At 59.2% G+C, this 18374-nt stretch carries 19 protein-coding genes; 16 read left to right on the plus strand and 3 right to left on the minus strand.

Features of this window, described 5'->3' with window-relative positions; genetic code table 11:
- Positions 1-124: 124 nt before the first annotated feature.
- Genes AB4P91_RS23440 through AB4P91_RS23450 form a run of 3 tightly spaced genes read left to right on the plus strand, consistent with a single transcriptional unit; the run spans position 125 to position 2071 of the window.
- A complete protein-coding gene (locus AB4P91_RS23440; RefSeq protein ID WP_395603819.1) occupies positions 125-514 on the plus strand; it encodes a hypothetical protein in 390 nt (129 codons plus the stop codon).
- A 12-nt stretch (positions 515-526) separates the two neighbouring features.
- A complete protein-coding gene (locus AB4P91_RS23445) occupies positions 527-1159 on the plus strand; it encodes a BRCT domain-containing protein (protein WP_150594641.1) in 633 nt (210 codons plus the stop codon).
- Between the two features lie 12 nt (positions 1160-1171).
- A complete protein-coding gene (locus AB4P91_RS23450; protein WP_395603820.1) occupies positions 1172-2071 on the plus strand; it encodes an alpha/beta fold hydrolase in 900 nt (299 codons plus the stop codon).
- Here AB4P91_RS23450 and AB4P91_RS23455 read toward each other — a convergent pair.
- Positions 2040-3023, minus strand: a complete 984-nt coding sequence (locus AB4P91_RS23455) for a GlxA family transcriptional regulator (RefSeq protein ID WP_395603821.1) — start codon at positions 3021-3023, stop codon at positions 2040-2042. The two genes, AB4P91_RS23450 and AB4P91_RS23455, sit on opposite strands and share 32 nt — an antisense overlap.
- 89 nt (positions 3024-3112) lie before the next feature.
- Here AB4P91_RS23455 and inhA point away from each other — a divergent pair, with 89 nt between their 5' ends.
- From inhA to AB4P91_RS23470, 3 genes are all read left to right on the plus strand, one after another.
- The gene (gene inhA / locus AB4P91_RS23460; RefSeq protein ID WP_150688371.1) at positions 3113-3799 is read left to right on the plus strand and encodes an isonitrile hydratase; all 687 of its coding nucleotides are present in this window, start codon (positions 3113-3115) and stop codon (positions 3797-3799) included.
- A 183-nt stretch (positions 3800-3982) separates the two neighbouring features.
- Entirely contained in the window at positions 3983-4774 is a 792-nt protein-coding gene (locus tag AB4P91_RS23465; protein WP_150596847.1) for a CPBP family intramembrane glutamic endopeptidase, read from the plus strand.
- A 102-nt stretch (positions 4775-4876) separates the two neighbouring features.
- The gene (locus tag AB4P91_RS23470; protein WP_150594636.1) at positions 4877-6442 is read left to right on the plus strand and encodes a PAS domain-containing methyl-accepting chemotaxis protein; all 1566 of its coding nucleotides are present in this window, start codon (positions 4877-4879) and stop codon (positions 6440-6442) included.
- A 235-nt stretch (positions 6443-6677) separates the two neighbouring features.
- Here AB4P91_RS23470 and AB4P91_RS23475 read toward each other — a convergent pair whose 3' ends face one another.
- The gene (locus AB4P91_RS23475) at positions 6678-7043 is read right to left on the minus strand and encodes a DUF6124 family protein (RefSeq protein ID WP_150594635.1); all 366 of its coding nucleotides are present in this window, start codon (positions 7041-7043) and stop codon (positions 6678-6680) included.
- 1162 nt (positions 7044-8205) lie between these two features.
- Positions 8206-8886, minus strand: a complete 681-nt coding sequence (locus AB4P91_RS23480) for an alpha/beta family hydrolase (protein WP_395603822.1) — start codon at positions 8884-8886, stop codon at positions 8206-8208.
- 94 nt (positions 8887-8980) lie between these two features.
- Between AB4P91_RS23480 and ccoN (AB4P91_RS23485) the strand changes: the two genes are divergently transcribed.
- The 10 genes from ccoN (AB4P91_RS23485) (at position 8981) to AB4P91_RS23530 (ending at position 18286) form a co-directional block, all read left to right on the plus strand.
- Entirely contained in the window at positions 8981-10405 is a 1425-nt protein-coding gene (gene ccoN / locus AB4P91_RS23485; protein WP_395603823.1) for a cytochrome-c oxidase, cbb3-type subunit I, read from the plus strand.
- Between the two features lie 10 nt (positions 10406-10415).
- The gene (gene ccoO / locus AB4P91_RS23490) at positions 10416-11024 is read left to right on the plus strand and encodes a cytochrome-c oxidase, cbb3-type subunit II (protein WP_150594632.1); all 609 of its coding nucleotides are present in this window, start codon (positions 10416-10418) and stop codon (positions 11022-11024) included.
- Between the two features lie 3 nt (positions 11025-11027).
- Entirely contained in the window at positions 11028-11225 is a 198-nt protein-coding gene (locus AB4P91_RS23495; protein ID WP_150594631.1) for a CcoQ/FixQ family Cbb3-type cytochrome c oxidase assembly chaperone, read from the plus strand.
- Positions 11222-12172 (plus strand): cytochrome-c oxidase, cbb3-type subunit III, encoded by a 951-nt coding sequence (gene ccoP, locus AB4P91_RS23500; RefSeq protein ID WP_150594630.1) that lies wholly within the window; start codon positions 11222-11224, stop codon positions 12170-12172. The genes AB4P91_RS23495 and ccoP (AB4P91_RS23500) overlap by 4 nt, the downstream gene beginning before the upstream one ends.
- Positions 12173-12656: 484 nt before the next feature.
- On the plus strand, positions 12657-14099 hold the full coding sequence (gene ccoN / locus AB4P91_RS23505) for a cytochrome-c oxidase, cbb3-type subunit I (RefSeq protein ID WP_042558542.1): 1443 nt from the start codon (positions 12657-12659) through the stop codon (positions 14097-14099).
- Positions 14099-14707: a cytochrome-c oxidase, cbb3-type subunit II gene (ccoO, locus tag AB4P91_RS23510; RefSeq protein WP_150594629.1), complete on the plus strand. Its 609-nt coding sequence runs from the start codon at positions 14099-14101 to the stop codon at positions 14705-14707. Before ccoN (AB4P91_RS23505) ends, ccoO (AB4P91_RS23510) begins: the two co-directional genes overlap by 1 nt.
- A gap of 5 nt (positions 14708-14712) precedes the next feature.
- Positions 14713-14898 (plus strand): CcoQ/FixQ family Cbb3-type cytochrome c oxidase assembly chaperone, encoded by a 186-nt coding sequence (locus tag AB4P91_RS23515; RefSeq protein ID WP_003175465.1) that lies wholly within the window; start codon positions 14713-14715, stop codon positions 14896-14898.
- Positions 14895-15878: a cytochrome-c oxidase, cbb3-type subunit III gene (gene ccoP / locus AB4P91_RS23520; RefSeq protein ID WP_150594628.1), complete on the plus strand. Its 984-nt coding sequence runs from the start codon at positions 14895-14897 to the stop codon at positions 15876-15878. The genes AB4P91_RS23515 and ccoP (AB4P91_RS23520) overlap by 4 nt, the downstream gene beginning before the upstream one ends.
- A gap of 441 nt (positions 15879-16319) precedes the next feature.
- A complete protein-coding gene (ccoG, locus tag AB4P91_RS23525) occupies positions 16320-17735 on the plus strand; it encodes a cytochrome c oxidase accessory protein CcoG (RefSeq protein ID WP_150688368.1) in 1416 nt (471 codons plus the stop codon).
- Between the two features lie 11 nt (positions 17736-17746).
- Positions 17747-18286 (plus strand): FixH family protein, encoded by a 540-nt coding sequence (locus AB4P91_RS23530; RefSeq protein ID WP_395603824.1) that lies wholly within the window; start codon positions 17747-17749, stop codon positions 18284-18286.
- Positions 18287-18374 lie beyond the last annotated feature (88 nt).

An 18374-nucleotide genomic window follows, 5' to 3' on the forward strand; every position in this document is an offset into this window, starting at 1 on the left:
CCTCCCCCGCCACTCGCACTTACACCCCGAAATACCTTGTTGCCAGCTGTTACATCCGCCCCTACCATCCACCACAACGGGCACAGCGGAGCTGTCCAACAAAACCCGAATTCAAGGAAGCAGAATGTCCCAGCACGTCCAGCGCAACATCGACAGCGCCCTGCGCACCGGCCTGAGCCGCACCCAGCTCTGGGAAGCCGCCGACAAAGGCCTGATCAAATGCTGGGAAATCGGCCGCCAGCGCGCCGCCCGTTTCCCCGACCTCGCCCAACGCTGCCTCGCCAACGAACTGCCCGTCCTCGGTTGGAAAGGCGGGGTGAGTCGCAGCCTGAAGAAGAACGAAAAATACGGCTCACTGAAATACCTCGCCCAGTGGCAAGGGTTGCGTGGGGAAGACCTGGATATCGATCTGAATGTGGAGCGCGCGCTGACATGCTCGCGGACGAAAATGGTGGTGACCTTCACGCCGGATCGGACGAAGTATTTTAATCAGGTGGCGGAAGTTGAGGCTTAAGGAGAAGTATCGATGGTCGATTTACATCAGGAGTTTCAGAACAGCTCATTCTTTCATCAGGCAAGGATTGAGCGTCGTTCGGTCGATGCTCTGATTGGCATCGCTGCCGGGCTTGCTGCAGACGACACCATCAACCAGCAGGAAGCCGAATTTCTCAGAACCTGGATTGAAACCCATTTGGTGCACTTGGACGATCCGGTTGTTAACATACTTTACAGACGTCTTGCCGACATGCTCAGCGACGGCGTTTTGGATGCTGCAGAGTCTGCAGAACTGTTGGAAATGCTGCATCAATTCACCGGCCTGCCCGTCGCTACAACACCTACGTTTTCCGCTCCTGCCAGTCTTCCGCTCAACAACCCTGCCCCAGAACTTAGTTGGGCTGAACGGGTGTTTCTGTTTACCGGCGTCATGGCGTACGGGCCGCGAAAGGAGTGCGAATCTCTAATCGTCGAACGAGGTGGCCTGATCGGTGGCTCAGTCAGTAAAAAGATCCATTATCTGGTGGTCGGCAGCATCGGCAACGATCAATGGCTGCACAGCACCTATGGCACCAAAATCAAAAGAGCCGTCGAACTCAGGGACAGCGGCGTACCGATTGCCATCATCAGCGAAGAGCACTGGCAAAAGGTGCTGTTCGGCTAACGAGAACCTGCGATGACCGATTCCGGAATTTTTTTCAGCAAGACGTCAACGTTGTCTATTGCTTACGAGCACTACGGCCCGAAAACCGGCACCGCGGTCATCCTGCTCCATGGCTTCCCCTACTCACCACGTGCCTATGACGAAGTAGCCCCGGCCCTAGCTGCCGACGGCTATCGAGTCATCGTCCCGTACCTGCGCGGCTACGGGCCGACGCGATTCAACAGTCCCGGCACGCTGCGCTCCGGCCAACAAGCCGCCCTTGCCCAGGATCTGCTCGACCTGATGAATGCGTTGTGTATCGAAAAAGCTACGCTTTGCGGTTACGACTGGGGCGGGCGGGCGGCTTGCATCGTTGCGGCACTGTTTCCCGAGCGGGTCCGGGGTTTAGTCACAGGCGATGGCTATAACTTGCAGGACATTCCTCATTCAACCCATCCGCTGGATCCAGATACTGAGCATCGGCTCTGGTATCAGTACTACTTCCACACAGAGCGCGGTGTTCAAGGACTGACGCAGAACCGCCGAGCGTTCTGCGAGTTGCTCTGGCGATTGTGGTCACCGACGTGGTCGCGCAATGCCAAGCGTTATCCGCTGAGCGCGCCGGCATTCGATAATCCGGATTTCGTCGAGGTGGTGATCCACTCTTATCGTCATCGTTTCATGTATGCACCGGGTGATCCGGTGCTGGAATGGATGGAGGAAGCGCTGATGAAGCAGCCGGCGATCAGTGTGCCGAGCATTTCCTTGTGCGGCGCTGACGACGGGGTCGGTCCGGCGTCGGAGGAAGATGAGGATGCCGGACATTTCAGCGGGTTTTATGAGCGGCGCGTGTTGGCCGGCGTTGGCCACAACATTCCCGAAGAAGCACCGCACGAAACCCTCAAGGCATTGCGGGATCTGTTGCAACGCTAACCGAAAACCGCTCCCGATACGCCTGCGGCGTCACCCCAATCGCCCGCAGAAAACTACGACGCAAGGTCTCCTCACTGCCAAACCCGCAATTGGCCGCGATGCGTTTTACAGGGAGCCCGGTATCGCTGAGCAAACGCCGGGCCGTTTCGACGCGGATCAGTTCGATTGCACGCGCCGGGGTCTGGCCGGTGTCGGCGCGGTAATGGCGGACGAAGCTGCGTTCGCTCATGCCGGCCTGTTCGGCCAGAGTCGGCACACCGAGGTCGCAGGTGAGGTTTTCGGCGATCCACGCATGCAGGTCATCAAAACGATTGCCCTGCTTTTGCAGCGACAAGGTCACGCTGAATTGTGATTGCCCGCCCGGGCGTTTGAGAAACACCACCAGATGCCGGGCGACGTCCAGCGCAATATCGCTGCCGAGGTCTTCCTCGACCATCGCCAGTGCCAGATCGATGCCGGCGGTAACACCCGCCGAGGTCCAGACCGGGCCGTCGTTGATGAAGATCGGATTGGCCTCGACCTGCAATTTCGGATGCTGCTGCGCCAGTTGCTCGCAGCGCGTCCAGTGAGTGACGACGCGCCGACCATCGAGCCAGCCGCTGGCCGCCAACAGAAACGCGCCGGTGCACACCGAAGCCACGCGCCGGCATTTCGCCGCGTGTTTACGCACCCAATCCACCAGCGGCCTATCCTCCGCCGCCGGATAAATGCCCCAGCCACCGGCGATGATCAGCGTGTCGCTGGCCTCCAGCGGCAGCGGTTCGGCGAGCACCGCCAGCCCCGCCGACGACATCACCGCCCCTCCCTCGCTGGCAATGACCGTCGGCGCATATGGAATTGGCAGGCCGCGTTGCCGGCAAAGGTCATTGGCCGAGGCAAATACTTGCAACGGGCCGGTGACGTCGAGGATTTGCATGTTGGCAAACGCGAGTACGTGAATGGCTTTGGGCATTTGGCGTAATTCGTGGGGTTATTGGCGTATGCGCCAGAACGTACGCGCCTACAGTGAGGCCGTCCACCCCCCTAATGGAGAAAAACACCATGACGTTGCAGATCGGTTTTTTGTTGTTTCCGCAGGTACAGCAACTCGACCTGACCGGTCCTTATGACGTGCTTGCGTCGTTGCCGGGTGTGCAGGTGCATCTGATCTGGAAAGACCTGATGCCGGTCACCGCCAGCACCGGTCTGCTGCTGAAACCGACCACGACTTTCGAGGACTGTCCTGATCTGGATGTGATCTGTGTGCCCGGTGGCGCTGGCGTCGGACCGTTGATGGAGGATGAGCACACACTGGCCTTCATCAAACGCCAGGCCGCGCAAGCGCGTTACGTGACCTCGGTGTGCACCGGCTCGCTGGTGCTCGGCGCGGCGGGTCTGCTGCAAGGCAAACGCGCGACGACACACTGGGCTTATCACGATTTGCTGCCGACGCTGGGGGCGATTGCAGTGAAGGATCGGGTGGTGCGTGACGGCAATCTGTTCACTGGCGGCGGGATCACGGCCGGGATTGATTTTGCCTTGGTGCTGGCGGCTGAACTGGTTGATGCCGACACGGCGCAGTTGGTGCAACTGCAGCTTGAGTATGCTCCGGCGCCGCCATTTAACTCGGGCTCGCCGGACTCAGCGCCGAGCAAAATCGTCGACGAGGCCCGGCTGCGGGCGGCACCGTCGTTGAAACTGCGCACGGAAATTACCGCGCGTGCGGCGGCGAAACTCAACCTGCGCTGAACCTTCAGCCAAGTCCTGACGGAATAAAAATCCCCTGTGGGAGCGAGCCTGCTCGCTCCCACATTGGGATTTGTGTTTGGCCACCGATATTGGTGTTGTACCGATTTCCCGCCTCACCTTTACTTGTCCCCCGCCCCCCACCCGTGTAGAAAGCCCTTCCACCCATTTTTACAGGGACTTTCGATGAAGGCTTTGCCTTGGCTTTATCTGGCGCTGCTCAGCCTCGGCTACGGAATGGCGCTCAGCTACGGCCAACTCGGCTGGCTGGCACTGATTTCCGTTGGCCTGCTGCTGTTCGCCGGGTACGCGGTACGCCAGCAAGAAGTGCCGTTCGCACGCTACCTGGGCCACGGCCTGTTCATCGTGATGACCCTGGCGTTGGCGATGCATTGGTTACCGGGTTTTTACAACGGTCGCGCTATTGATCCGCAGCGTTTCACCGATAACGCTGTGCGCTTCTCGATGTACCTGAATCAGGACAAACCACTGGTCGGTTTCTGGCTGTTGCTGGTCTGCCCGTGGATTGTCGCACGGCGCTCGTTGCGCCTGACGGTGTATGCCACCGCCCTGGGCCTGACGTTAAGCGCGGTCCTCGCGCTCGGTGGTGCGGTGTTGCTTGGCGTTATCGCCTGGGCGCCGAAATGGCCGGATCAGGCGTGGCTGTGGGTGCTGAACAATTTGCTGCTGGTGACGCTGGTCGAGGAAGCGTTGTTTCGCGGCTATATACAAGGTGGCTTGAGCCGGCGCTTCAAGCATCTGCCGTACGGAGAAAACCTTGCCCTGCTGCTGGCGTCTTCACTGTTCGCACTGGCGCATGTCGGCGCTGGCTGGACTTGGGTGTTACTGGCGGGACTGGCGGGTGTCGGCTATGGTCTGGCCTACCGTTTCGGCGGACTCGGGGCGGCGATCGCCACACACTTCGGGCTGAATGTGCTGCATTTTGGCTTGTTTACCTATCCGATGCTGGCCGGTTGAGACAAGCCGCGTTTTGCGACGCCGTGCTGATTACTGAAAGAAAAATTTAATAATTTCCTGACAGCGCCGACAACCTTTCAAAGCCTTGCGGATTGAACAACCATGCGTAACAACCAGCCCATTACACAACGCGAACGGACTTTCCCGGCTCAGCAACGGTTGATTTCCACAACCGACGCCAAGGGCATGATCACCTACTGCAACGACGCTTTCGTCGAGATCAGCGGGTTTTCGCGCGAAGAACTGATCCGTGCGCCGCACAACCTGGTTCGTCACCCCGACGTCCCGGCTGCGGTGTTTTCGCACATGTGGGGCACACTGAAACAAGGCTTGCCATGGATGGGCATTGTCAAGAATCGCTGCAAGACCGGTGACCATTACTGGGTTAACGCCTATGTAACCCCGGTGTTCGACGGCAATCAGGTGGTCGGTTACGAGTCGGTGCGGATCAAACCCACCGCCGAGCAGATCCGCCGTGCCGAAGCGCTTTACCAACGCATCAACCAGGGCAAGTCGGCGATTCCCTCCAGCGATAAGTGGCTACCGATCCTGCAGGATTGGCTGCCGTTCATTCTGGTCAGCCAACTGAGCTTCATGATCGGTGCCACGCTGACTTCACAGTGGGGCTTTGCATTGGCGGCAGGTCTGTCGGTGCCACTGGGCCTGATGGGTCTGCAATGGCAGCAACGTGGGCTCAAGCGCCTGTTGCGTCTGGCCGAGCAGACCACCTCCGACCCGCTGATCGCGCAGATGTACACCGACAGCCGTGGCGCGCAGGCACGCCTGGAAATGTCGATCCTCAGTCAGGAAGCCCGTCTGAAAACCTGCCTGACCCGTCTGCAGGACACTGCCGAGCACCTGACCGATCAGGCCAAGCAGTCCGATGCTCTGGCACACAGCAGCTCGACCGGCCTGGAACGTCAGCGCGTGGAAACCGAACAGGTCGCCACCGCCGTCAACCAGATGGCCGCGACTACGCAAGAAGTGGCCAGCCACGTACAGCGCACGGCTGACGCCACGCAGGAAGCCAATCGCCTGACCGGTCGCGGACGCGACATCGCCGGCGAAACCCGCGAAGCCATTCAGCGCTTGTCGGTTGTGGTGGGTGAAACCGGCCTGACCGTCACCCAACTGGCGAAAGACAGCGACGAAATCGGTGGCGTGGTCGATGTGATCAAAGGCATCGCCGACCAGACCAACCTGCTCGCGCTCAACGCCGCCATCGAAGCGGCCCGTGCCGGCGAGATGGGTCGCGGTTTTGCCGTGGTGGCTGATGAAGTCCGTCAACTGGCGCAACGCACCAGCGAATCCACCGGGCAGATCCATGCCCTGATCGCCAAACTGCAGCAGACTGCTTCGAGCGCTGTGCAAACCATGGAAGCCGGGCATCGCCAGGCCGAAGAAGGTGTCGCGCGGGTACTGGAAGCGGATCAGGCGCTGGTCGGGATCAGCGAAGCGGTGGCTAATATCACCGACATGACCACGCAGATCGCTGCGGCGACGGAAGAGCAAAGTGCGGTGGCTGAAGAGATCAGCCGCAACATCAGCAATATTTCGGAGTTGGCGGATCAGACGTCGGAACAGGCGCATAACTCGGCGTTGCTGAGTGAAGAGCTGACCAAGACGGCGAATACGCAGTACTCGTTGGTGGAGCGGTTTAACCGCTGATTGAACTGGCGATAACAAAAACCCGGATAGCGAGAGCTTCCGGGTTTTTTGTTGTGTCATTGAATATTCCCCCCTCACCCCAGCCCTCTCCCCCCAAGGGGGCGAGGGGGCCGATCTCTGTGCGTTTCAGAATTTGAGTTCGACTCGGTATCTCAAGTCGGCGTACCTCGCACATGCACCTCGGTCAGTCCCCTCTACCTCTGGGAGAGGGTTAGGGTGAGGGCTGGCCCCATAACTACTGAGGCAGCTTCAGCTTATCCAGCAGTCGATTGACCAACAGTTCGTTGAGCATGATCACCTGTTGCAGCGCCAGCAGTGGTTTGCGCTCCGGGCCGCCTATGGAGTTGGCGATGTTACCGGCCATGGCATGGGCGTAAGAAAGCGATTCGCAGGCTTCGACGAGCAGGGTTTCGTCATCCAGCGTGGGGTCTACGAGAAAGACGGGGCGAAACTTGGGCGAGGTTGGCGGGGCCGCGAGGTCGTCGGGTTTGAGGTAGTAGTCGAGGGCGCGGTCGGTTGCTTCTTTGACCTTTTGCGGGCTGAGCGCTGGGTCGTGGGGGATTGGATCTGTGGCGGGTGGGTTGGGCGTGATTTTGAACATGGATGAAGTCTCGTATCGAAATGAATAAGAGCCATCACCCTCGCTACCAAACGATGGGTGGCGGCCATGCGCGGGTTGGTAGACCGGTCGATACGGAAACCCGGCGCTCACGAATGAGCCCCACGCATGTCCACCATAAAAAACGCAGCCGCAAAAAAGAGGCTGAATAAGGTGGCGCCATACGGCGGTACCGAAGCGGGCTACCAAACCCGATCACTGATTTTCAGTGACAAGGAAACGATACCGCCCGCCCCATAGCCGTGTAAGCCGGCGGATTCTGGCGTACGCGTAGGTAACGACGCAAGGTGTTGTAGGCCTCATGGCGTAACGCTTTGTGTGGTTTAAACGCGGTCACAAAATTACGTTTAAATACAGAAACGCCGGACGGTGAGCGCTTTCAGTTTTTTATCGGGTCAGTGAAATAACACCCTCACCCTAGCCCTCTCCCAGAGGGAGAGGGACTGACCGAGGTGTTTGGAAGAGCTACGCCGACGTGAAATACCAAGTCGAACTCAGATTCTGAATCAGATCAAAAGCCCCTCACCCTAACCCTCTCCCAGAGGGAGAGGGACTGACCGAGGTGTTTGGGAGGGCTACGCCGACGTGAAATACCGAGTCGAACTCAGATTCTGAAAAGCCCAAAAACCGGCTCCCTCTCCCTCGGGAGAGGGCTGGGGTGAGGGGCGAATCCAACACCGAACCAAAGCCGAACACCCGCTCTTCACCACTCAACAGGATGAGCGCAAGCTCGGCTGCCGCTCTTGATCTTGATCCACGAGCGACGTCGGAAGGCTGAGTGGAGGAATTGATCCGGGGGGTGGGAGCGCAGCGACCGTTTGGCGAAGCCAAACACAGCGAGAGGAGGTGCAGCGCAGCAAACCGGAGACGCTGCGCCCGGATCGATTCCGGAGCGAAGGGACCCCGAGCCTCAGCGAGCGGGCCGCACGTAGGAGCAAGCGTTTTTGGTTACTTTTTAGGCGTTTGTAAAAAGTGACCCGCCGTAAGGGCGGAACCCTAAGCGGCCGTTACCGCAGCAATGGATATGTACCCAAAAAATATGTCGTAGCTGAAATCCATCCCCCTCACCCCAGCCCTCTCCCCCATGGGGGCGAGGGGGAAGGGAGCAGATCTTCATGCAGTTCAAAATCTCAGCCCAGCTCGGTCAGTCGCTGAGAAACTCGGATACCTTTTGCGCGGCGCTGGACAAATGCTGTTCATGGGTAAAACCTGAAGCCTTGAGCGGTTTCAAATCATGATCCCCGGCCACCAGCCAAAACACTTTGATACTCGGCGATAACGCATACGCCTCAACAGCTTCACGATTGCCCAGCGCATCCCGCTCCCCCTGCACAATCAACGTCCGCGCCTGCAAAAAAGCCAAATGCTCAACCCGAGGCTTCTCCGGTTTCCCCACCGCATAAAACGGATACCCCAAACACACCAGCGCATCAGCCCCCAACTCATCCGCCACCAGACTCGCCATCCGCCCGCCCATCGACTTGCCACCCACCGCCAAAACCCCAGTGACATGACGTCGCACCAAGCCATACACCTCACGCCAACACTCCTGCAATTTCCCCGCAGGATTCGGCGGTCGCTTCACCCCATCAACCCGCCGCTGCGCCATATACGGAAACTCAAACCGCAACACGTTCACCCCAAGCGCAGCAAGGCGCCCAGCCATATCCGTCATCCAGTCACTGTCCATCGGCGCCCCCGCCCCATGCGCCAGGATCAACGTCGCCGAAGCCTCGCCACTGGCGGCGTTCCAAAGCCACCCATGATCACGCACGCACTGCGCCCATTGATCCCCGTCAATACTGGCCTTGTGCTGTTTGTTCATGCTTGCCTCGCTTTTAGTCTGCCTATAACTCCAGGCGAAGGATTTGCGGCTCTTTAGCGCGCGGTCACTTCGGCTGAACCGTGGATGGGGAACCATGAACACTTCTATCTGTACCGCCTACAACTACAAGGTGGTCCGCCAATTCGCCATTATGACGGTGGTGTGGGGCATCGTCGGCATGGGGCTCGGGGTTTTTCTCGCGGCCCAATTGGTCTGGCCCGAGCTCAACTTCGATTTACCCTGGACCAGTTTCGGCCGTCTGCGCCCGCTGCACACCAACGCGGTGATCTTCGCGTTCGGCGGCTGCGCGCTGTTCGCCAGTTCGTTCTACTCGGTACAACGCACCTGCCAAACCCGATTGTTTGCGCCAAAGATTGCCGCATTCTGCTTCTGGGGCTGGCAACTGGTGATCCTGTTGGCGGCGATCAGCCTGCCATTGGGTTACACCAGCTCCAAGGAGTACGCCGAACTCGAATGGCCGATCGATATCCTGATCACCATCGTCTGGGTCGCCTACGCGGTCGTGTTCTTCGGCACGATCATGCAGCGCAAGACCAAGCACATTTATGTGGGCAACTGGTTCTTCGGCGCGTTCATCATCACCGTGGCGATTTTGCACATCGTCAACAACCTGGAAATTCCGGTCAGTTTTACCAAGTCCTACTCGCTGTATTCCGGCGCCACCGACGCGATGGTGCAATGGTGGTACGGCCACAACGCCGTAGGCTTTTTCCTTACCGCCGGTTTCCTCGGGATGATGTATTACTTCGTGCCGAAACAGGCCGAGCGTCCGGTGTATTCGTATCGCCTGTCGATCGTGCACTTCTGGGCCTTGATCACCCTGTACATCTGGGCCGGCCCCCACCACTTGCACTACACCGCACTGCCAGACTGGGCACAATCGCTGGGCATGGTGATGTCGCTGGTGCTGCTCGCTCCGAGCTGGGGCGGGATGATCAACGGCATGATGACCCTCTCGGGCGCCTGGCATAAGTTGCGCAGCGACCCGATCCTGCGCTTCCTCGTGGTGTCGCTGGCGTTCTACGGCATGTCGACCTTCGAAGGTCCGATGATGGCGATCAAGACCGTCAACGCCCTCTCCCACTACACCGACTGGACCATCGGCCACGTTCACGCCGGCGCTCTGGGCTGGGTGGCGATGATTTCCATCGGCGCGCTGTACCACATGATCCCGAAAATCTTCGGCAAGGCGCAGATGCACAGCGTCGGCCTGATCAACGCGCACTTCTGGCTCGCCACCATCGGCACCGTGCTCTACATCGCTTCGATGTGGGTCAACGGCATCGCCCAGGGCCTGATGTGGCGCGCGGTCAACGAGGACGGCACGCTGACCTACTCCTTCGTCGAAACCCTGGTGGCCAGCCACCCAGGCTTTGTCGTGCGGCTGGTTGGCGGGGCGATCTTCCTCAGCGGCATGTTCCTGATGGCTTACAACACCTGGCGCACGGTGCGGGCCTCGCAGCCTGCTGACGTCGTTGCCGCCGCGCAGATGGCCTGAGGAGTCCGCCATGAAACACGAAACGATTGAAAAGAACGTCGGCCTGCTGATGCTGTTGATGGTGTTCGCCGTGAGCATCGGCGGCCTGACCCAGATCGTCCCGCTGTTCTTCCAGGACGTCACCAACAAACCGGTGGAAGGTATGAAGCCCTACACCGCGCTGCAACTGGAAGGCCGCGACATCTACATCCGCGAAGGCTGCGTGCAGTGCCATTCACAGATGATCCGGCCGTTCCGCGCTGAAACCGAGCGCTACGGGCATTACTCGGTGGCCGGGGAAAGCGTCTGGGATCACCCGTTCCTGTGGGGCTCGAAACGCACCGGGCCGGATCTGGCACGGGTCGGCGCACGTTACTCGGATGACTGGCACCGCGCGCATTTGTACAACCCGCGCAACGTCGTACCGGAATCGAAAATGCCGGCCTACCCATGGCTGGTCACGCAAGCGGTCGACAGCAGCCACACCGAAACCAAGCTCAAGACCATGCGCACCCTCGGCGTGCCGTACACAGACGACGACATCAGCGGCGCGGTGGCCAGCCTCAAGGACAAGACCGAAATGGATGCGCTCGTCTCCTATCTGCAAGTGCTCGGCACTGCAATCAAGAGCAAGAGGTGAGCCATGGTCTTTGAAATGAGTGCAGGACTGATTCGCGGCTTGGGCACCGTTGTGGTGTTCGTTGCCTTCGTTGGCTTGACCCTGTGGGTGTTCAACCGCAAGCGCAACCCGGAATTCGCCGAAGCGCGTCTGCTGCCGTTCGCCGACGAACCGCAACCCGACACTACCCCAGCATCTGAACCAAGGAGTACCCGGCCATGACCACCTTCTGGAGTACGTGGATCTGCGTACTGACCATCGGCAGCCTGATCGGCCTGACGTGGCTGCTGATCGGCACCCGCCGGGGCGAAACCAAGGGCAGCGTCGACCAGACCATGGGCCACAGCTTTGACGGCATCGAGGAGTACGACAACCCGCTGCCGCAGTGGTGGTTCATGCTGTTCGCCGGCACGCTGGTGTTTTCCGTGGGCTACCTGATCCTTTATCCGGGCCTGGGCAACTGGAAAGGCGTCCTGCCGGGTTACGAGGACGGCTGGACCGGCGTGCATGAGTGGGAAAAGGAAATGAACAAGGCTGACGCCAGGTTCGGACCAATCTTCGCCAAGTTCGCCGCCATGCCGGTGGAAGAAGTGGCAAAGGATCCGCAGGCGCTGAAAATGGGTGGCCGTCTGTTCGCTTCCAACTGCTCGGTGTGCCACGGCTCCGACGCCAAAGGCGCGTTCGGCTTCCCTAACCTCGCCGACAGCGATTGGCGCTGGGGCGGCGATGCCGACACCATCAAGACCACGATCCTGGGTGGCCGGGTGGCAGCCATGCCGGCCTGGGGCGAAGTGTTGGGCGAAGCGGGCGTGAAGAACGTCGCGGCGTACGTGCGTCACGAACTCGCCGGCCTGCCGTTGCCTGCCGACAGCAAGGCTGATCTGCAAGCCGGACAGCAAGCCTTCAGCACCACTTGCGTGGCGTGTCACGGGGCAACCGGCAAAGGCACCGAAGCCATGGGCGCGCCGAATCTGACGCACCCGGCCGGGTTTATCTATGGCACCAGCCTCACTCAGCTTGAACAAACCATTCGCCACGGTCGTCAGGGCCATATGCCGGCGCAAAACGAACTGCTGGGTAACGACAAGGTGCAATTGCTCGCAGCTTATGTGTACAGCCTGAGCCACGGATTGAGCACAGAAAAACTTATAACTGAAGACAACAAATAGACCCTATTGCCTACACCTATGCCGCACCGATTAAGGTGCGGCAGTTTCCTGCCCCTTTGCGACGCATTGTCGCACCCTTCATACCCTCGCCTTTCGGTTCCCCTGATTCGGGTCTACGCTTGCTCGATGAGGACTGGCTCGCGCCGGTTCCAGGTCGACCCTAACCACTGTGTTCTGCGAAATGGCTGACTGATGTGGCCGCAAACGCCGGTAGATACCGGCTGTCGAGACGATTGCCATCCGTCAGCCGAACGGACCGTTTGAACACACCTCGTTACAAGCGACCTGAACCCCTCGCTTTTTTCATCCGCTGCGACATTTTGTCCGAGGTCGATTTTGTCCTTACGCGGCGTATGGAAAGGCCGCAGAATCAGCGTTGGAAAGCATTGACCCAGGTCATGGCGCGTTGCAATGACCCCCTGCTTTGCCCATACTTGCGGCCGAATTACATCCTAATAAAATACCCAAACCGTGGAACCTTAGAATGAGCACAGCAATCAGTCCGACTGCTTATAACTATAAGGTAGTCCGCCAGTTCGCCATCATGACGGTGGTCTGGGGGATCCTTGGCATGGGGCTCGGTGTTTTCATCGCCTCGCAACTGGTCTGGCCGGAATTGAACTTCGGTCTGCCGTGGACGAGCTTTGGACGCCTGCGCCCGTTGCACACAAACCTGGTGATTTTCGCCTTCGGTGGTTGTGCACTGTTTGCCACTTCCTACTATGTCGTGCAGCGAACCTGCCAGACGCGACTGATATCCGACAGCCTCGCCGCCTTCACTTTCTGGGGCTGGCAAGCGGTAATCGTCGGCGCGATCATTACCTTGCCGCTGGGTTACACCACCACCAAGGAATACGCGGAACTGGAATGGCCGATCGCCATTTTGCTGGCCATTGTCTGGGTCACCTACGGTCTGGTGTTCTTCGGCACCATCACCAAGCGCAAAACCAAACACATCTATGTCGGCAACTGGTTCTACGGTGCGTTCATCGTCGTGACCGCAATGCTGCACATCGTCAACCATGCCTCCCTGCCGGTGAATCTGTTCAAGTCCTACTCCGCCTATTCGGGCGCGACCGACGCGATGATCCAGTGGTGGTACGGCCACAACGCCGTGGGTTTCTTCCTGACCACCGGCTTCCTGGGGATGATGTATTACTTCGTGCCGAAACAGGCCGAACGTCCGATCTACTCCTATCGCCTGTCGATCGTGCACTTCTGGGCACTGATCACCCTGTACATCTGGGCCGGCCCGCACCACTTGCACTACACCGCGCTGCCGGATTGGGCACAATCGCTCGGCATGGCGATGTCGATCATCCTGCTGGCGCCAAGCTGGGGCGGCATGATCAACGGCATGATGACCCTCTCGGGCGCCTGGCATAAGCTGCGCACCGACCCGATCCTGCGCTTCCTCGTGGTATCGCTGGCGTTCTACGGCATGTCGACCTTTGAAGGGCCGATGATGGCGATCAAGACCGTCAACTCGCTCTCGCACTACACCGACTGGACCATCGGCCACGTACACGCCGGCGCTCTGGGCTGGGTGGCGATGATCTCGATCGGCGCGATCTACCACATGATCCCGAAACTGTTCGGTCGTGCGCAGATGCACAGTGTCGGCCTGATCAACGCGCACTTCTGGCTCGCGACCATCGGTACCGTGCTCTACATCGCGTCGATGTGGGTCAATGGCATCACCCAGGGTTTGATGTGGCGTGCAATCAACGATGACGGCACCCTCACCTACTCGTTCGTCGAAGCGCTGCAAGCCAGTCACCCGGGCTTTATCGTCCGTGCCCTGGGCGGTGCGTTCTTCGCCAGCGGCATGCTGCTGATGGCTTACAACGTCTGGCGCACCGTGCGCGCCTCGAACCCGGCTGAAGCCGAAGCCGCTGCCCAGATCGCTGTCGTTGGAGCTCACTGATGAAGCATGAAGCTGTCGAGAAGAATATTGGCCTGCTGGCCTTCTTCATGGTCATCGCCGTCAGCATCGGTGGCCTGACCCAGATCGTACCGCTGTTTTTCCAGGACGTTACCAACAAGCCGGTCGAAGGCATGAAGCCGCGTACCGCCCTTGAACTGGAAGGCCGCGACGTTTACATCGCCAACGGCTGTGTCGGCTGCCACTCGCAGATGATCCGTCCGTTCCGTGCCGAAACCGAACGCTACGGCCACTACTCGGTTGCCGGTGAAAGCGTCTGGGACCACCCGTTCCTGTGGGGTTCCAAGCGTACCGGTCCGGACCTGGCCCGTGTCGGCGGCCGTTACTCCGATGACTGGCAACGTGCGCACTTATACAACCCGCGCAACGTGGTGCCTGAGTCGAAAATGCCGGCTTACCCGTTCCTCGTGGAAAACAAGCTCGACGGCAAGGAAACTGCCAAGAAAATGGAGGTCCTGCGTACGCTCGGCGTTCCTTACACCGATGAAGACATCGCCGGTGCTCAGGATGCCGTGAAGGGCAAGACCGAAATGGACGCGCTGGTGGCCTATCTGCAAGGCCTGGGCACCATCATCAAAAGCAAACGGTGATTTAGATGGATATCGGGATGATTCGTGGCCTGGGCACCGTTGTTGTGATGGTGGCCTTTATCGGTCTGGCGTTGTGGGTGTTCAGCCCCAAGCGCAAGTCGGAGTTTGAAGACGCGACCTTGCTGCCTTTTGCGGATGATCCCGAAGCCATCAAGCACGTCGAGCAAGCTTCTAGGAGTAACAAAGAATGACTACATTCTGGAGTCTGTACGTCACAGTCCTCAGTCTTGGCACCATCTTCGCCCTGACCTGGCTGTTGCTGTCGACCCGCAAGGGCCAACGCAGCGAGCAGACGGATGAGACGGTCGGCCACTCGTTCGACGGGATCGAGGAATACGACAACCCGCTGCCGAAATGGTGGTTCATGCTGTTCGTGGGCACCATCATCTTCGCACTGGGTTATCTGGTGCTGTACCCGGGCCTGGGTAACTGGAAAGGCCTGCTGCCGGGCTACAACTATCTCGATACCGAAAAGCAGACTGCGTTCGCCAACGGCCAGACCGGCTGGACTGGCGTGCACGAGTGGGAAAAGGAAATGGCTCGTTCGGACGCCAGGTTCGGTCCGATCTTCGCCAAGTTCGCTGCCATGCCAATCGAAGAAGTGGCCAAGGATCCGCAAGCGCTGAAGATGGGGGGTCGCCTGTTCGCTTCCAACTGCTCGGTCTGCCACGGTTCCGACGCCAAGGGTGCCTATGGCTTCCCTAACCTGACCGACGCCGACTGGCGCTGGGGCGGTGAAGCGGAAACCATCAAGACCACCATCATGGGCGGCCGTCACGCAGTCATGCCGGCGTGGGCTGAAGTGATCGGCGAGCAAGGCGTGGCCGATGTCGCTGCCTTCGTGGTCACCAACCTCGATGGTCGCAAGCTGCCGGAAGGTGCCAAGGCAGACGTCGCCAATGGCCAGAAACTGTTCGCCGCCAACTGCGTGGCGTGCCACGGTCCGGCCGGTAAAGGTACGCCAGCAATGGGCGCACCTGACCTGACCCACCCGGGCGCGTTCATCTACGGTTCGAGCTTTGCGCAACTGCAGCAGACCATCCGTTACGGCCGGCAGGGCCAGATGCCTGCACAAGAACAGCTGCAAGGCAACGACAAGGTTCACCTGCTGGCGGCTTATGTTTACAGCCTGTCCCACGGTGAAAAAGCACCGGAAGCGAACGCCGAGTAAGGCCAAAGCTTGAAGCAAAAAACGGCCCCGTCATTTGACGGGGCCGTTTTCGTTTCAGCCCATGGTCGCTGTCAGCGAACCGCAACAGTGGCGATCACCTTGTGTGATGGCCAGTTATTGTCAGACACCTGATGCACATTGAACGACTTTCGATCAGTAGCGAAGCTTGCTATCAAGTAAGGCTGGACTGGAGCGCAGCATCTCTCGCTGCGCTTCGGTTGAGACGGTAGGCAGTGGCACGGAGGATTCGTCTATAGTCAATTGACCTGCATCATGCTTTGTTACATTCGCTACACCATTCCGGATTTTTCCCCAACGCGACCAAAGGTCGCACCCGTTCATCGGCGTTACAGGCGTATCATTGCGCCACTGCAACACCCTTTCTGACCCCGGTTCGCACGTATCGACCGAGGCATTTTTCCACTGCCGTGGGATGCAATGATGAGTAACCAGATTCCGGTACACGACGTCACGCCACCGAGTAAAAACGCGAACAACAGCGTCGACCTTTACGCCTCTCGAGAAAAAATCTACACCCGTGCTTTCACCGGCCTGTTCCGCAATCTGCGGATGATGGGCGGTGCCGGCCTGTTCCTGCTGTATTTCGGGACGGTGTGGCTGAACTGGGGCGGCCATCAGGCCGTGTGGTGGAACCTGCCGGAACGCAAGTTCTTCATTTTCGGCGCGACCTTCTGGCCGCAGGATTTCATCCTGCTGTCGGGGATCCTGATCGTCGCCGCGTTCGGGCTGTTTTTCATCACCGTTTATGCCGGACGCGTCTGGTGTGGCTACACCTGTCCGCAAAGTGTGTGGACGTGGATTTTCATGTGGTGCGAGAAAGTCACCGAAGGCGACCGCAACCAACGCATCAAGCTCGACAAGGCGCCGATGAGCGGCAACAAGTTGCTGCGCAAATGCGCCAAACACACGCTGTGGTTGCTGATCGGTTTTGTCACCGGTATGACCTTTGTCGGCTACTTCTCGCCGATCCGCGAACTGGTGTTCGAGTTCTTCACAGGGCAAGCCGATGGCTGGTCGTATTTCTGGGTCGGCTTCTTCACCCTTGCCACCTATGGCAACGCCGGTTGGCTGCGCGAGCAGGTGTGCATTTACATGTGCCCGTACGCACGCTTCCAGAGCGTGATGTTCGACAAGGACACGCTGATCGTTTCCTACGACCCGCGCCGTGGTGAAAGCCGTGGCCCGCGCAAGAAAGGTGTCGATTACAAGGCCATGGGCCTGGGCGATTGCATCGATTGCACCATGTGCGTCCAGGTCTGCCCGACCGGCATCGACATCCGTGACGGCCTGCAGATCGAGTGCATCGGCTGCGCCGCCTGCATCGACGCCTGTGACAGCATCATGGACAAGATGGATTACCCGCGTGGCCTGATCAGCTATACGACCGAACACAACCTGTCCGGCCAGAAAACCCATAAACTGCGGCCACGCCTGATCGGCTATGCCGTGGTGTTGCTGGCGATGATCAGCCTGTTGGCTGGCGCGTTTTTCATGCGCTCGCTGGTCGGTTTCGACGTCAGCAAGGACCGCGTGCTGTACCGCGAAAACGCCGAAGGCCGGATCGAAAACGTCTACAGCCTGAAGATCATGAACAAGGATCAGCGCGACCATACCTACCTGCTGCAAGCCACTGGTCTGCCGGACCTGCGTCTGCAAGGCAAGCGCGAGATCAAGGTCGCCGCCGGGGATATCTTTACCATGCCGGTAGAACTGTCGAGCGCGCCGGAACAACTGCCGTCGAGCACCAACGAGGTGAAATTCATCCTCAAGGATGCCGATGACGACAGCGTCCACGTTGAAGCCAAGAGCCGATTCATCGGCCCACAAATTCGTTGAGAGAACTGAACATGCCCGCAGCAAACGCCGCAAGCCCTTGGTACAAGCACCTCTGGCCATGGATCATCATCGCGATACTGGCCTGTTCGGTGACGTTGACCCTGTCCATGGTGACCATCGCGGTGAATAACCCGGACAATCTGGTCAACGACAACTATTACGAGGCTGGCAAAGGCATCAACCGTTCGCTGGATCGCGAGTTGCTGGCGCAAACCCTGAGGATGCGCGCGGCGGTGTTTCTGGATGACGTGACCGGCGAAGTCGACCTGCGTTTAAGCGGCGACAGCCAACCGAAAACCCTCGAGCTGAATCTGATCTCGCCGACTCAGCCGGAGAAGGATCGCAAGATCGTCCTGACCCGCAGCGAAACTGAATCGGGGCGCTACATCGGCCAGTTGAACGATAAAGTCGAAGGTCGCCGCTTTGTGGAGTTGCTGGGCACGCAGGACGAGCACATCTGGCGGATGTTCGAAGAAGAACTGGTCAGCCATGACAAGGATCTGCTGCTGGGTGATGAACCACTGCAGGGCGCCGAAGACCTGAAGAAGTAGATCAAAAGCCCTCACCCTAACCCTCTCCCAGAGGGAGAGGCGACTGTTCTCTAGCGCTTACATGCCTGGTGTACGGCAGTGACGATAG

This window comes from Pseudomonas sp. B21128, from assembly GCF_044218865.1.
In the GTDB taxonomy this organism is placed as follows: domain Bacteria; phylum Pseudomonadota; class Gammaproteobacteria; order Pseudomonadales; family Pseudomonadaceae; genus Aquipseudomonas; species Aquipseudomonas iridis.

Coding starts and splice junctions, on each gene's coding strand:
- AB4P91_RS23440 (WP_395603819.1), top strand. CDS start 125: ATGTCCCAGCACGTCCAGCGCAACATCGACAGCGCCCTGCGCACCGGC.
- AB4P91_RS23445 (WP_150594641.1), top strand. CDS start 527: ATGGTCGATTTACATCAGGAGTTTCAGAACAGCTCATTCTTTCATCAG.
- AB4P91_RS23450 (WP_395603820.1), top strand. CDS start 1,172: ATGACCGATTCCGGAATTTTTTTCAGCAAGACGTCAACGTTGTCTATT.
- AB4P91_RS23455 (WP_395603821.1), bottom strand. CDS start 3,023: ATGCCCAAAGCCATTCACGTACTCGCGTTTGCCAACATGCAAATCCTC.
- inhA (WP_150688371.1), top strand. CDS start 3,113: ATGACGTTGCAGATCGGTTTTTTGTTGTTTCCGCAGGTACAGCAACTC.
- AB4P91_RS23465 (WP_150596847.1), top strand. CDS start 3,983: ATGAAGGCTTTGCCTTGGCTTTATCTGGCGCTGCTCAGCCTCGGCTAC.
- AB4P91_RS23470 (WP_150594636.1), top strand. CDS start 4,877: ATGCGTAACAACCAGCCCATTACACAACGCGAACGGACTTTCCCGGCT.
- AB4P91_RS23475 (WP_150594635.1), bottom strand. CDS start 7,043: ATGTTCAAAATCACGCCCAACCCACCCGCCACAGATCCAATCCCCCAC.
- AB4P91_RS23480 (WP_395603822.1), bottom strand. CDS start 8,886: ATGAACAAACAGCACAAGGCCAGTATTGACGGGGATCAATGGGCGCAG.
- ccoN (WP_395603823.1), top strand. CDS start 8,981: ATGAACACTTCTATCTGTACCGCCTACAACTACAAGGTGGTCCGCCAA.
- ccoO (WP_150594632.1), top strand. CDS start 10,416: ATGAAACACGAAACGATTGAAAAGAACGTCGGCCTGCTGATGCTGTTG.
- AB4P91_RS23495 (WP_150594631.1), top strand. CDS start 11,028: ATGGTCTTTGAAATGAGTGCAGGACTGATTCGCGGCTTGGGCACCGTT.
- ccoP (WP_150594630.1), top strand. CDS start 11,222: ATGACCACCTTCTGGAGTACGTGGATCTGCGTACTGACCATCGGCAGC.
- ccoN (WP_042558542.1), top strand. CDS start 12,657: ATGAGCACAGCAATCAGTCCGACTGCTTATAACTATAAGGTAGTCCGC.
- ccoO (WP_150594629.1), top strand. CDS start 14,099: ATGAAGCATGAAGCTGTCGAGAAGAATATTGGCCTGCTGGCCTTCTTC.
- AB4P91_RS23515 (WP_003175465.1), top strand. CDS start 14,713: ATGGATATCGGGATGATTCGTGGCCTGGGCACCGTTGTTGTGATGGTG.
- ccoP (WP_150594628.1), top strand. CDS start 14,895: ATGACTACATTCTGGAGTCTGTACGTCACAGTCCTCAGTCTTGGCACC.
- ccoG (WP_150688368.1), top strand. CDS start 16,320: ATGAGTAACCAGATTCCGGTACACGACGTCACGCCACCGAGTAAAAAC.
- AB4P91_RS23530 (WP_395603824.1), top strand. CDS start 17,747: ATGCCCGCAGCAAACGCCGCAAGCCCTTGGTACAAGCACCTCTGGCCA.